Below are 12,835 nucleotides of genomic sequence, written 5' to 3'. Positions count from 1 at the left end.
CACCCCTCGCACTATCGGCTCGATGTCTCTAGGCGACAAACAAACCGGAGGTCAATAACTTTGATCGCGAATAACGATTATGGCTGTTGTAAACGGGGACCAGCTACTCGGCGTATACCTCCAGCATAATCCCGCGGAAAAAATTTTTCAAATTATTCCAAGTACATACGAGCGCCGCTCCTCCGCATCGGGTGAGAACGCTCGTGCATTGATGGATAATATACAACGCGAAACTGCGACTCTATCTTTTCTCAGCCAGCACCGGACTCGGGAGGCGGAACATCGGAGTCCTGCTTGCAGTCTTTCAGCCAAACATCGTAAACGGCATGTTCAAGCGCGTTAAGGCCGGGGCTTTCAGCAAACATCCAGCCGGTGAAGATGCGGCGAATCTTTCGATCGAGCGTTATCTCATCTACCTCGACGAACGCATCCGTCTTGGGCTCCTCCGTCTCCGGCGACGAGTAGCAGACGCGGGGCGTGATCTGGAGAGTTCCAAACTGCACCGTCTCGTCCATATAGACGTCAAAATTGACCGTCCGCCCCGTAATCTTGTCGATGCCGCTAAATTCGGCAACCGGGTTCATTATACGTTCGGCAGCCGCCGGGCTCGCCGCAAAAAGCAACAGTATCGCAGCAGAAAATGCCCAAAGGCTGCGGTGGGCGAATTCCGGGCTTGGCATGATGCTGTTGTTCCCTTGATTCGCTAGGAGGTCATTGCCACGAAGGAAGTTATTGCCACCCCACGCTTTCATTTATCGTGCAATTGTGGCGACAAAAAAAGCCGCTCAATCGCCTGGTGTCCACGCATCATAGTCGCCCGTCACGCGCGGCCGCTTTTCGTTCGTCAGGACAGAGCCGCGGGGCCGATAGGCCGCAGGAGTGCCTGTCAGATTAGGCAGGTGTGGCTTCTGCCATTCATACGGCTTGTAGTCTTCCTGCGTGGGGGGAATATCCACCTTGTGATGCAGCCAGCCGTGCCAGCCGGGCGGCACCCGTGAAGCCTCCGACTGACCGTTATAGATCACCCATCGGCGTATCCGACCCTCCGTGTCGACGCCGCCTTGATAGTAGAGATTGCCGAACTCGTCTTCTCCTACGCGCTCACCTTTGCGCCAGGTATGGAAGCGGGTGTTCAGCGTCTGGCCATTCCACCAGGTGAAAAACTGAAGCAGGAACTTTTTCATTACACTCCTCGCGGGGGCGGATGCCCTAGCCTGGATGCCCGCGTTATGGCGATGATAGCGGCAGAAGGCAAGGCCTTGCAATGCGCGGCCTTACTCAAGCCGCATCTTGAAACCGAGATGGCTTTTGGTGAAGCCGAGCCGCTGGTAAAAACGGTGCGCATCGAGGCGCGACTCGTTGGACATCAGTTGCACCTGCCGTGCGCCGGCCTCTTTTGCCCGCTCGATGGCGAAGCGCATCATGGCTTCACCAATGCCGCGCCCTCGCATCTCTGGGCAGGTCTGCACCGCCTCGATAATCATTCTGAGCGCTCCTCGCCCCGGCAAACTCCGGGTCAGCATGGTCTGGAACGTTCCGACAACCCTCCCGTCGATCTCGGCGACATAGAGCTTGCTGCAGGCGCAGGCAGATATCGCTTCGAATGCGGCTTCATACTCTGCAGCGGCAGCCGCGTCGGTGGTATCTCCGTGACCTCCCAGCGCATCGGCCGCGAAAATGGCGACCAGCGAAACGATGTCCTCGCGCCGAGCTGCCCGAATGAGGAGCTTTCCATCCCAAGCCACGGTGGCTGTCCACTTCCTTACCGCATCAAGATCTGCCTTGACCCCTGCATCGCCGGGCCGGCACATTCCTCAGCAGATGGGACCATTCGCCAGCAGATCGGGCCGTAAAGGAACACCCCGAGCTGGAAACATCGCTAGTCCTCGATCTCAAGCTTCTGCTTCACCAGAGCGTTGACTGTCTGCGGGTTGGCCTTGCCCTGTGTGGCCTTCATCACCTGGCCGACGAACCAGCCGGCAAGGGATGGCTTGGCCTTCGCCTGCTCCACCTTATCCGGGTTAGCAGCGATCACTTCGTCCACCGCCTTCTCGATGGCGCCGGTATCCGTGACCTGCTTCATCCCGCGCGATTCAACAATCTCGTTCGGATTGCCCCCCTCGTTCCAGACGATCTCGAACAGGTCCTTGGCAATCTTACCGGAGATGGTTCCGTCCTTGATGAGATCGATGATGGCACCTAGCTGAGCCGGGGATATTGGCGTTTCCTCGATCACGGCGCCAGCTTTGTTGAGGGCGCCAAGAAGATCGTTGATCACCCAGTTGGCCGCCGTCTTGCCATCGCGCCCATCCGCCACCTGCTCAAAGAAATCAGCAATCGCCTTTTCTGCAACGAGCACAGAAGCATCATATTCCGACAGGCCGAAATCGCTCATGAAGCGCGCCTTCTTCTCGTCGGGAAGTTCAGGCAGCTCGGCAGCCAGAGCGTCCACATAGGCCTGATCGAAGACCAGCGGCACCAGATCCGGATCGGGGAAGTAGCGGTAATCATGCGCCTCTTCCTTGGTTCGCATGGAGCGGGTCTCGCCCCTGGCAGGATCGAAGAGCCGCGTCTCCTGCTCAATGGTGCCGCCATCCTCGAGAATGGCAATCTGGCGCCGTGCTTCCGATTCTATTGCCTGGCCGACGAAGCGGATCGAATTGACGTTCTTGATCTCGCAGCGCGTGCCGAAGGACTCTCCCGGCCGACGAACCGATACATTCACGTCGGCACGCATGGAGCCTTCATCCATGTTTCCGTCGCAGGTGCCGAGATAACGCAGGATCGTGCGAAGCTTGGTCAGGAATGCCTTCGCCTCTTCCGACGAACGCATGTCAGGCTTTGAGACGATCTCCATAAGCGCTACGCCCGAACGGTTCAGATCCACGTAGGACATGGTGGGGTGCTGGTCGTGCAGTGACTTGCCAGCATCCTGCTCCAGATGGAGACGCTCGATACCGACCTCTATTTCCTCGAAACTGCCGTCTTTGGTAGGCCCGACGGAAACCATCACGGTTCCCTCCCCCACGATGGGGTGCTTGTACTGGGAGATCTGATAACCTTGTGGCAGGTCGGGATAGAAGTAATTCTTGCGGTCAAAGACTGATCGGTGGTTGATCTTCGCCTTGAGGCCGAGACCGGTGCGAATGGCCTGCTTTACGCATTCCTCGTTGATGACGGGAAGCATGCCCGGCATGGCGGCGTCGATGAGGCTGACATTGGCGTTGGGCTCGGCCCCAAATTCAGTGGACGCACCGGAAAAGAGCTTTGCACGCGACGTAACCTGCGCGTGAATTTCCATGCCGACAATGACTTCCCAATCGCCGGTGGCACCGGGAATAAGCCGCTTTGGGTCTGGCGTGCGCGTGTCGATGATCGTCATGGGCTGTAAGCAAATCCGCGTTGAAACTACAGCCTTCGCCTAGACCAATCGCCCACAGGTGGCAAGCGCAAGTCTCCAACGTGCCACCCCGCATGCGATGCGGCGCCCGGCCGGCTAACGCTTAGGCCGTGGCAATATAGGTCCTTATCTCCTCCGCCTCTCGCTCGGCTTCCTGTATCCGGCGCTTGACGACGTCGCCAATGGATACGATGCCGGCGATCTTTCCGTCTTTTTCTACCGGCAGATGACGAAAGCGGCCTTCGGTTATGATCTCCATGACCTCGATGACCGTATGCTCCTCCCGGCATACTTGAACGCGCGCCGTCATGAAGGCCAAAACTTTACGGTCGAGCGCTGCAGCCCCCTCACTTCCTATGGCGCGCACGATGTCCCGTTCTGATAGTATGCCGGCGAGACTGCCATCCTCACGGGTTACGACGACAGCACCGATGCCATGGCTGGCAAGCAGAGCCGCTGCCTCTTTCAAGGTGGCATCGGGAGCGATGGTGACGACATCGCGTCCCTTCGCATCGAGAATGGCCTTGACCGTCATGGCAAACTCCTGACCGTAATGCCCCCGCCTCCACAATAATGTTGCGACGAGCTGCCGCAGTTTGCAAGTAGCAGTCAGGAACGCGCCTGGCGCTGCGGCGCGTCAAAGGCCCGGATTGCGAGGAAACCTACCAGAAAGCCTCCAATATGCGCCTCCCATGCGATGCGGGGCGTCCCGCCGGTGCCCGAGGCAAGCCCTACCGCCAGGTTGACGACGAACCAGACTGACAGAAAAGTCACAGCCATGCGTGAACGGAAGACCTGGGAAAGTGGCAGAGCCTCGCCGCCAAAAGCGGGCCGGTCGTGGCTGCGGTCGATCTTGAAGCCAAATCGAGCCGCTGCGCCCATCATGCCAGATACCGCGCCCGAGGCGCCTACGAGCGGAGCTGCATCGAAGGGATGGAGCAAAAAATGAAGAAAAGCCGCCGCCAGCGACGTGGCAACCCAGAAAAGCAGGAAGCGCAAAATGCCGATGCGCATGGCCAGCGGAGAGCCAAAGGCGGCAAGCCAGATCATGTTTACCGCCAGATGCGCGACGCTGCCGTGCAGGAATGAATAGGTAATCGGGCTGATGCAGGCGAAGATGTCGATTGCATAGCCACCCGTGTAGCGCAGGGGAAGGAAGGCGAAATAAAGAAGAAACTGCAGGCCTGCCTCGGGCGTCAGGATATAGGCCCGGAACAGGTGGAGACCGACGCAGAAGGCGATGATGGATGCCACCACGCCCGACAGATTAAAGATGGGTTCACGGCCCGGGGGGTCCCGCTCCTCGTCGCGCTCTTGCATCGCGTGTTCGTTATCAGTCATGGAGCTCTAATTTCTGCAAAGTGGAGGGTGCGGTAGCAGAGATAGAGGAAAAACAGAAGCCGCCCAGCACTTTGGCTGGACGGCTTCCCTCGGTCGAGCCCCCCGGGACCTATGCTGCACGAAGCAAGCAGCGTGCCACACAGCGCTTCGAGCCGCCCCGGTAAAACCCTTGAATATCGTTTAGGGCTTATCGCACATCGTAAACCGTTTGTTAACCCTCCCTAACCGCCGTTTTGAACACGATTTATGTCGAGCTGGCACGCAAACTGCATCCTCCTCCAGCAGGTGGCGGAGTTGCGGCTCCTGTCCACCATTGGCACAGGAGCAAGGAGATTTCGGCACATGTACAAGGAAGGTTCTATCTTCCTGTTCCATTATTGGAACCGGCTGCGGGGTAGCCGCCTCGCCCCCCGGCGGACGGAGATCGAGCCGGCGGATATAAAGACGCTCCTGGCTGACACCTTCATTCTAGAACAGGATGGACGCGGTGAAGCTGTGTTCCGCCTTGCGGGCACGCGGCTGTGCGCGACCTATGGCCAAGAGTTGAAGGGCTTTGCTTTTTCATCCCTTTGGGCTGAAAAGGATCAGCCGACCATCCGTCGCTTGACCCGCCATCTTATGCGCGAGAAGGCAGTGATCGTGGTTGTGTTCGAAGGATTCAGCAGCCAAGGGCGGCTCAACGGGTTCGAGCTTCTAATGCTGCCTCTCCAGGACAGCAAGGAAGGCGCACGCGCATTGGGCACCGTCCAATCCTTCACGAAACCTTTCTGGCTGGGTTCTGATCCGATACAGGAGAATCGCATCGGCAGTTTCCGCCTGCTTGACCCGGATCGCGAGTACGTCCTGCCGGAACACCGGCCGGCCGTACCCGAGCCGCTGTTGGCAAGCAGCGGCGCATTCGCGCTGCAAACAAGCGGGCGCCGCATTGGCCATCTCCTGGTGTATGAGGGCGGCCGCAGCGGTTAGCATCCCGCAGCTTCCTGTCCATGATTGCCAACTTACGTGTTCTTAACGTTTGCCGGCATATCTTCACCATCCATCTTCGGACCGCTTCCACGGACCGGGAACGATGACAATGGCAGTGCTCATGGCAGTAGATCCAATGCCCATGCGCGCCGAGAGGCGGCGCTTTCAGCGCGTCAAGGTCACCCTTTATGGTCGGTACATGCTGCAGGACCGTTCCGAGCATCAGTGCCGCGTAACGGACATGTCGCCGGGCGATGCTGCCTTCCAGGCGGAACGTGCAGGAAGCCCTGGCGAGCGGGTCGTCGCTTATCTGGACCATATCGGACGGATAGAAGGTCAAATCTCACGAGTGCTGGATGGCGGCTTTGCCATGACGATCAATGCGTCCGAACGGAAGCGCGACAAGCTTGCGGCGCAGCTTACCTGGATTGTCAACAGGCATGAACTCGACCTTCCGCAGGAGCGCCGTCACGAACGCATCATTCCACGCAATCCGATCAGCACCATTCACTTGCCGGCCGGCGGTCATTACCCCTGCCGTATTGTGGATCTGTCCGTTTCGGGCGCCGCCCTGGAAACTGAGGTGAAACCGCCCGTCGGCTCGCAGATATTCCTGGCCTCGTTGCGCTGTGAGGTCGTGCGCCACTTCGACGACGGAATCGCGATTGAATTCACGGTGCCCCAGGAGCAGTCATTGCTCCTCAGCGAATTTTTGGATTGATGCGGGTCGAAAGCCCGAGCGGCAGGACCCGCCGCTCGGAGGCACGGTCGGCTATAGGCCTAGCCCGCCTATGCAGACATATTTTGTATCGAGATAATCCTCTATGCCCTGACGTCCGCCCTCCTTGCCGAGGCCTGATTCCTTGAGGCCGCCAAACGGCGCTTCGACGGTCGTTATGATTCCTTCGTTGACGCCGACCAGCCCATATTTCAGGCCCTCCATTACCCGGAAGGCGCGGCCAAGATCGTTCGTATAGAAATAGCAGGCCAGCCCGAAGGACGTTGCGTTCGCAAGCTCTACGGCTTCCTCCTCTTCCCTGAACTTGAAAATGGGGGAAACGGGCCCGAATATCTCCTCTTCCATGATGCGCATCTGCGGATTTGCCCCCGTGATCACGGTAGGCTCGAAGAACGTTCCACCAAGAGCGTGCCGCTTTCCGCCAGTGGCGATCGTACCACCTTTGGAAGTAGCATCGGCGATCAGTTCCTCCACCTTTCGCACAGCGCCGTCATCTATAAGCGGCCCTTGATGGACACCCTCTTCCAGTCCCGGACCGACGTTCAGCTTTTGGGTGGCATCCACGAGTTTTTCGACAAAGCGGTCGTAAATCTTCTCTTGAACGAAGAAGCGGTTCGTGCATACGCATGTCTGCCCGGCATTGCGGTACTTGGCGATCATCGCACCCTCAACGGCACGATCCACATCCGCATCGTCAAAGACGAGGAAAGGCGCGTTGCCGCCAAGCTCCATCGAAACCTTCTTCACCGTGCTGGACGCCTTCTGCATCAGGAGTTTGCCGATCTCGGTCGATCCGGTGAAGGTTATCTTGCGCACCAGGTGGTTTTCCGTAAGCTCGTCGCCGATTTCGGAAGCCGAGCCGGTGACGATGTTCACCACACCTTCCGGGAATCCCGCTTCCTCGACCAGGACACCCCAGGCAAGGCCGGAAAAAGGTGTTTGAGAAGCAGGTTTGGCTACCGCCGTGCAACCTGCCGCAAGGGCAGGGCCCAGCTTGCGCGCGAGCATGGAAGAGGGGAAGTTCCAGGGTGTGATCGCCCCGATCACTCCGACCGGCTCCTTGGTGACGAGGATCCGTCGATCCGCCCAGGGAGACGGTACAATATCTCCATAGACGCGACGCCCCTCCTCCGCATACCAGAGTACGTAGGCGGCCGACATGCCGACCTCGCCCTTGGCCTCCGCCAGCGGCTTTCCTTGCTCCAGTGTGAGAAGCTCGGCAAGCGCGTCCTGATTGTCCATGATGACGTCGTGCAATCTGCGAAGAAGCTTAGCACGATGGTCGGCGGAGGTTCGCTTCCAGGAATGAAACGCTTCCTCTGCCGCCTGGATGGCGCGACGGGTCTCAACCCTGCCGCTTTTGGGCACGGTTCCGATCAACTGTCCGTTGGCGGGATTGTTCACGCTGATCGTCGCACCAGAGTCCGCTTCGACCCACGCGCCACCGATGAAATTTGCCTCCCGGATGAAATGGCTGGTCTTCTTGAGCATGGTTCCTCCTAAGGCACGTCAAGTGCACGCGGATTTCTTGAGACATGGGCCTGATCGCATCCAAGACTTGCTCAATTTTCAGGCTACCGCAAGCGTGGCACCCTGCACCGCACCGGGCCAGTCAATGTGAAAGCTAGGACCAGGCGTTCGAACAACAAGGCGTTTCGCAGCCTTCACGCGCACTCTTGCAGACAGACAAGGCCGCCAAAAGCGCGTAGGTTTGCGCGGGAACTGCTTTGGTCTCTATATGGGACGATTGTAGAAGGGGTTGCTATGCCTCGGGCCGCCATCGCCATCATTATGCTTCTTCTCGCCTTTCCAGCTAATGCGACCGAGGCTGGTTGGGCACTTGTGCGCAATGGCGGGCAGGTCGTGCTGATCAATCATGCCAACGCACCCGGCACCGGGGATCCTGCAAATTTCAACATAGACAATTGTGCAACGCAGCGGAATCTTTCTGACCGCGGGCGCCAGCAGGCCCGCCGTATGGGCGCCCTCTTCTTTGCCCGCGCCGCCCCTATCGAGAGAATCCTCACTAGCCGCTACTGCCGGGCAATTGACACGGCAACTTTCGCCTTCGGCGAATCCGAGGTGGAAGAATTCCCGGCTCTCGATCCGCTGGCGGCCGAGGAGGACGCGGCCAAAGAGCAGTTGGACGCAATCAGGGAGCGCATCCTCGACCATACGGGCTCCGGCAATCTCCTGATGGTTACTCATCCGTCAGTTATTACCGCACTGACTGGCGTCCAGCCGCGGGATAGCGAGGCAATCATCCTATCCCGCTCCGCTGAGGCAATCGGGGCGGCTGCGCGAATCTCTTTCAATTGACGGAACCCATCGCAATTGACGGGACTTGCCCGGGGGGAAACCGTCCGCGCTCTTTTCCTGCCATCAAAAAGCGACTACACACGCCGCACAGCAATCAGGAAACAACCCGCTCCGAGGATCTGCAGTGACGACAACATTTGACAGGGTCGCCGACATCATAGCCGAAACGAGTGAGATCGACCGCGATAAGATCACGCCGGAAAGCCACACGATCGACGATCTGGGCATTGATAGCCTGGACTTTCTAGACATCGTCTTTGCGATCGACAAGGAATTCGGCATCAAGGTGCCGCTTGAGAAGTGGACCCAGGAGGTCAACGACGGGAAGGCCGATACGGAAGAATATTTCGTTATGAACAATCTTTGCGCCAAAATCGATTCTCTGGTCGCGGCCAAGGCTGCCGGCTAAGCATCAGTCTCCAATCGGCAGCGAGGCGGATATGGGCGCATCGGACGTCGTTATTACAGGCATCGGAATCGTCTCATCGCTTGGGCTGGGGGCGGATGCACACTGGCAGACATTGTCGCAGAGTGGTGCCGAGCCTTCGCTAGAGCCCGAGCGCTTTGCTCCTTACGTTGTCCACCCCCTGCCCGAGATTGACTGGAGCACACAGATTCCGAAACGCGGCGACCAGCGCCAAATGGAGACCTGGCAGCGCCTCGGGACCTATACGGCGGGACTTGCACTAGAAGATGCCGGTCTCAAGGGTGATGAGGCGCTGTGCGCGACCATGGACATGGCGGTGGCTGCTGGCGGCGGCGAGCGCGATGTGGCGGTAGATCAAGCGATCCTCGATGCCTCGCTCACACGCGGCGACCACGATGTTCTGCTCAATGAAAAGCTCACGACGGAACTGCGGCCAACGCTGTTTCTGGCGCAGCTTTCCAACCTGCTTGCCGGCAACATTTCCATAGTCCACAAGGTCACCGGCTCCTCACGTACCTTCATGGGCGAGGAAGGCGCCGGAGTGTCGGCTATAGAGACTGCCGCCGCTCGTATTCGGGCGGGCCAGTCGTCCCATGTGCTGGTCGGCGCCGCTTTCCAGACTGAGCATCCCGACATGCTGCTTGCCTATGAGCTTGCAGGCTATCTTCAGCGCGAGGAATGGTCGAGCGTCTGGGAGCGTTCCAGCGCGTTGGGCGGCGGCGTCATTACAGGATCGGGCGCAGCTTTCCTCGTGCTTGAATCGCGAGCGCATTCACAGGAGCGGGGCCGTGAACCCTATGCAGCGATTGGGCCCGTGCTTTCTGCGCGCATCCAACGCAGAAGCGGAACCTTGTCGGAGCGGCTTGAGGAAATGAGCGGAGCGCTATCCCAACGCCGGCCTCTTCTGGCCATTTCCGGCGCATCGGGAGCGCACATGCCGACCCAGGCGGAGAGGTCCATGCTTGACCGCACCGGCAAGGCAGTTCGCGGCTTTTCATCGCTAACGGGCCATCTGAAAGAGGCCCAGTTTCCCTTTGCTGTGGCACTCGCTGCGCTCGCCATAAGAAACGGCCAGGCCTACCCCGTCTTTGACGATCGCAACGAACAGCCTTTTGATGAAACGCCAGCAGAGGTGCTTGCCACAACGGTCGGCTATCATTGCTTCGAAGGCATGTGCCTCGTGGCCAAGGCCTGAGGAAGGAGGGACGCGTGAAGACCACTGACAGTTTCGGACGTCCCCTGGTCGCCGTTACCGGCATGGGCGTGGTCACATCGCTTGGCCAAGGCAAAAGCGACAACTGGAAGGCGCTCACCGAAGGGCGATCGGGCATCCATTCGATCACCCGTTTCCCTACCGACTATCTGGCGACCACCATCGCAGGCACCGTGGATTTCCTGCCGGAAAGCAGCCGCGGCGCAAGCCTTCTCACCTTCACGCTCGCCGATCTGGCTACGGAAGAGGCGGTTGCCGAGGCAGGGCTTCCCCTTTCCGATTTCGGCGGGCCGCTTTTTCTCGCCGCCCCTCCGGTCGAACTCGACTGGCACCACCGGCTGGCGCTTTATGCCCGTTCGAAACGCGAGGGAGACTGGCGCAGCCTGATCGAAGCGGCAAGACAGGCCAATGAAGGTGCGCTCTTCGATGAAACACAGTTCGCGTGCATCGCTGGCCGCCTGGCCGAGAAGTATGGCACGCTCGGCCTGCCGATTACTTTATCGACCGCATGCGCCTCGGGTGCCACGGCGATTCAGCTCGGCATGGAGGCTATCCGCAGGGGAGAGTGTGACCGTGCACTTGCAATTGGAGCCGACGGCTCTGCCACGGCCGAGGCTCTGATCCGTTTCTCCCTGCTTTCAGCGCTATCTACCCAGAATGAACCGCCGGAAAAGGCTTCGAAACCGTTCTCGAAGGATCGCGACGGCTTCGTCCTTGCTGAAGGTTCCGGCGCCTTGGTGCTTGAGTCGCTGGAAAGCGCGTTGTCCCGAGGCGCGGAGATAATCGGTCTGATGCGCGGCTGCGGCGAGAAGGCGGATGATTTCCACCGCACGCGCTCAAAGCCTGACGGGTCACCAGCGATCGGCGCCGTGCGCGCTGCGCTTGCCGATGCGGGCATGTCCGAGGACGAGATCGAGTATATCAATGCCCATGGCACTTCCACGCCGGAAAACGACAAGATGGAGCATCTTTCGCTCTCCACCGTGTTCGGGGAACGCATGCGCGAATTGCCAATATCGTCCAACAAGTCGATGATCGGGCACACTTTATCCGCGGCTGGTGCGGTCGAAGCGGTCTTCTCACTCATGACCATGCGTGAAGAAGTGATTCCGCCCACAATCAATTACGAGAATCCCGACCCTGCAATCGAGCTTGACGTGGTCCCCAATGTCAGGCGGGAAGCCGAAGTCGCCACGGTTCTGTCGAACTCCTTTGGTTTCGGGGGACAAAACACCTGCCTGGTGATGGCACGCGAGGCGGTGTGACAAAGAGCGCGAGCTTGGCTCCGGCCTGTTGTTTAGGGCGTCCCCGGCCGGTACTGATAGGCCATGGTGGTGCGGCCTCGATATTTGAGGGCACCTGACAGCTCCGCTAATCACACCAGAGATTACTGACCATGCGCGCATTGCAACTTGTGGCCGACCGCCAGCTTGAAATCACGGATATCCCCCCTCCCCCTCCGCCCAGAATGGGCGAGGTGACGTTGCGGATTGCAGCAGTGGCGCTCAATCACATCGACGTCTGGGGCTGGCGCGGCATGGCCTTTGCCAAGCGAAAGATGCCGCTGGTGGTTGGTGCGGAGGCGTCCGGCATTGTGGATGCGGTGGGTCCGGGGGTCGCCGGCCTGCTGCCCGGCCAGATCGTATCCATTTACGGGGCGCGCACCTGCGGCCTCTGCCGCCCGTGCCGCGTAGGGCGCGACAATCTTTGCGAGCATGTGGACGGCGTCCACGGATTTCATCTGGACGGCTTCGCACAGGAGAAGGTCAATCTCCCTGCGCGCCTGCTCATACCCGCGCCTCCCGGCGTCGACGAGATTGCGGCCGCGGTCGCGCCCGTCACTTTCGGCACGGTCGAGCACATGCTGTTCGACAATGCGAAGCTGGAGCCAGGTGAGTCGATCCTCATTCATGCTGGTGGTTCCGGTATCGGCTCCGCAGCGATCCAGCTTGCCAAACGCATGGGCTGTACGGTCATCACGACTGTAGGGTCGGACGACAAGATCGAAAGTGCCAGGTCACTTGGTGCGGACCATGTCATCAACTACCGCAAAGATCGCTTCGAGGGCGTGGTGCGCAAGCTCAGCAGGAAGCGCGGTGTCGACGTGGTCTTTGAGCACGTCGGCGCGGACACCTGGGCAGGTTCCCTGCTCTCCCTCAAGCGCGGCGGAAGACTGGTCACCTGCGGCTCCACCTCGGGCGTATCGACGAACATGAACCTGATGCAGCTATTCCAGCAGCAATTGAAGATCTTCGGCTCCTTTGGCTGCCGGATGGAGAATATGGCGAATGCCATGCAGAAGATGGCCGCCGGACAGGTAGCGCCGGTCATCGATACTGTCGTCGGCTTCGAGGATATCGGCACTGCGCTCAAGCGGATGGAGAGCCGCGACGTCTTCGGCAAGATCATCCTGCGGATCGAATAGCGGGG

General features: G+C 59.4%; 14 protein-coding genes. 7 read left to right on the top strand and 7 right to left on the bottom strand.

Annotated features, from left to right (window positions below; genetic code table 11):
* Window positions 1–251: 251 nt before the first annotated feature.
* The 6 genes from HUS57_RS03555 to HUS57_RS03530 all read right to left on the bottom strand — a co-directional run bounded on the left by HUS57_RS03555 (window position 252) and on the right by HUS57_RS03530 (window position 4,741).
* Window positions 252–680: a DUF2155 domain-containing protein gene (locus HUS57_RS03555; protein ID WP_173931547.1), complete on the bottom strand. Its 429-nt coding sequence runs from the start codon at window positions 678–680 to the stop codon at window positions 252–254.
* A gap of 105 nt (window positions 681–785) precedes the next feature.
* On the bottom strand, window positions 786–1,184 hold the full coding sequence (locus HUS57_RS03550) for an NADH:ubiquinone oxidoreductase subunit NDUFA12 (RefSeq protein ID WP_173931546.1): 399 nt from the start codon (window positions 1,182–1,184) through the stop codon (window positions 786–788).
* A 90-nt stretch (window positions 1,185–1,274) separates the two neighbouring features.
* Complete coding sequence (locus HUS57_RS03545) at window positions 1,275–1,811, bottom strand: GNAT family N-acetyltransferase (protein WP_173931545.1); 537 nt, start codon at window positions 1,809–1,811, stop codon at window positions 1,275–1,277.
* A gap of 68 nt (window positions 1,812–1,879) precedes the next feature.
* The gene (gatB, locus tag HUS57_RS03540; RefSeq protein ID WP_173931544.1) at window positions 1,880–3,382 is read right to left on the bottom strand and encodes an Asp-tRNA(Asn)/Glu-tRNA(Gln) amidotransferase subunit GatB; all 1,503 of its coding nucleotides are present in this window, start codon (window positions 3,380–3,382) and stop codon (window positions 1,880–1,882) included.
* Window positions 3,383–3,503: 121 nt separating this feature from the next.
* Window positions 3,504–3,935 (bottom strand): CBS domain-containing protein, encoded by a 432-nt coding sequence (locus HUS57_RS03535; RefSeq protein ID WP_173931543.1) that lies wholly within the window; start codon window positions 3,933–3,935, stop codon window positions 3,504–3,506.
* Window positions 3,936–4,009: 74 nt separating this feature from the next.
* Window positions 4,010–4,741 carry a rhomboid family intramembrane serine protease gene (locus HUS57_RS03530; RefSeq protein ID WP_173931542.1) on the bottom strand — a complete coding sequence of 244 codons (732 nt, stop codon included), beginning with the start codon at window positions 4,739–4,741 and terminating at the stop codon, window positions 4,010–4,012.
* Window positions 4,742–5,083: 342 nt separating this feature from the next.
* On the opposite strand from HUS57_RS03530, the gene HUS57_RS03525 reads away from it, so the two are divergent.
* Window positions 5,084–5,707, top strand: coding sequence for a PAS domain-containing protein (locus HUS57_RS03525; RefSeq protein WP_173931541.1), 624 nt, complete (start codon window positions 5,084–5,086; stop codon window positions 5,705–5,707).
* 109 nt (window positions 5,708–5,816) lie between these two features.
* Window positions 5,817–6,428, top strand: a complete 612-nt coding sequence (locus HUS57_RS03520) for a PilZ domain-containing protein (RefSeq protein ID WP_173931540.1) — start codon at window positions 5,817–5,819, stop codon at window positions 6,426–6,428.
* A 51-nt stretch (window positions 6,429–6,479) separates the two neighbouring features.
* Here HUS57_RS03520 and HUS57_RS03515 read toward each other — a convergent pair whose 3' ends face one another.
* Window positions 6,480–7,937, bottom strand: a complete 1,458-nt coding sequence (locus tag HUS57_RS03515) for an NAD-dependent succinate-semialdehyde dehydrogenase (protein ID WP_173931539.1) — start codon at window positions 7,935–7,937, stop codon at window positions 6,480–6,482.
* Window positions 7,938–8,210: 273 nt separating this feature from the next.
* Here HUS57_RS03515 and HUS57_RS03510 point away from each other — a divergent pair, with 273 nt between their 5' ends.
* The 5 genes from HUS57_RS03510 to HUS57_RS03490 all read left to right on the top strand — a co-directional run bounded on the left by HUS57_RS03510 (window position 8,211) and on the right by HUS57_RS03490 (window position 12,830).
* Complete coding sequence (locus HUS57_RS03510) at window positions 8,211–8,765, top strand: histidine phosphatase family protein (protein ID WP_173931538.1); 555 nt, start codon at window positions 8,211–8,213, stop codon at window positions 8,763–8,765.
* A gap of 124 nt (window positions 8,766–8,889) precedes the next feature.
* Window positions 8,890–9,174, top strand: coding sequence for an acyl carrier protein (locus HUS57_RS03505; RefSeq protein ID WP_173931537.1), 285 nt, complete (start codon window positions 8,890–8,892; stop codon window positions 9,172–9,174).
* A gap of 31 nt (window positions 9,175–9,205) precedes the next feature.
* Window positions 9,206–10,387 (top strand): beta-ketoacyl-ACP synthase, encoded by a 1,182-nt coding sequence (locus HUS57_RS03500; protein WP_173931536.1) that lies wholly within the window; start codon window positions 9,206–9,208, stop codon window positions 10,385–10,387.
* Window positions 10,388–10,401: 14 nt separating this feature from the next.
* Window positions 10,402–11,670 carry a beta-ketoacyl-ACP synthase gene (locus HUS57_RS03495; RefSeq protein WP_173931535.1) on the top strand — a complete coding sequence of 423 codons (1,269 nt, stop codon included), beginning with the start codon at window positions 10,402–10,404 and terminating at the stop codon, window positions 11,668–11,670.
* Window positions 11,671–11,801: 131 nt separating this feature from the next.
* On the top strand, window positions 11,802–12,830 hold the full coding sequence (locus HUS57_RS03490) for a zinc-binding dehydrogenase (RefSeq protein WP_173931534.1): 1,029 nt from the start codon (window positions 11,802–11,804) through the stop codon (window positions 12,828–12,830).
* Window positions 12,831–12,835: the final 5 nt, after the last annotated feature.

The sequence above is a fragment of the Chelativorans sp. Marseille-P2723 genome (assembly GCF_902809845.1).
GTDB lineage: Bacteria > Pseudomonadota > Alphaproteobacteria > Rhizobiales > Rhizobiaceae > Chelativorans.
Note: the sequence above shows the minus strand (reverse complement) of the source record. Positions and strands in the feature narration are given on the sequence as shown.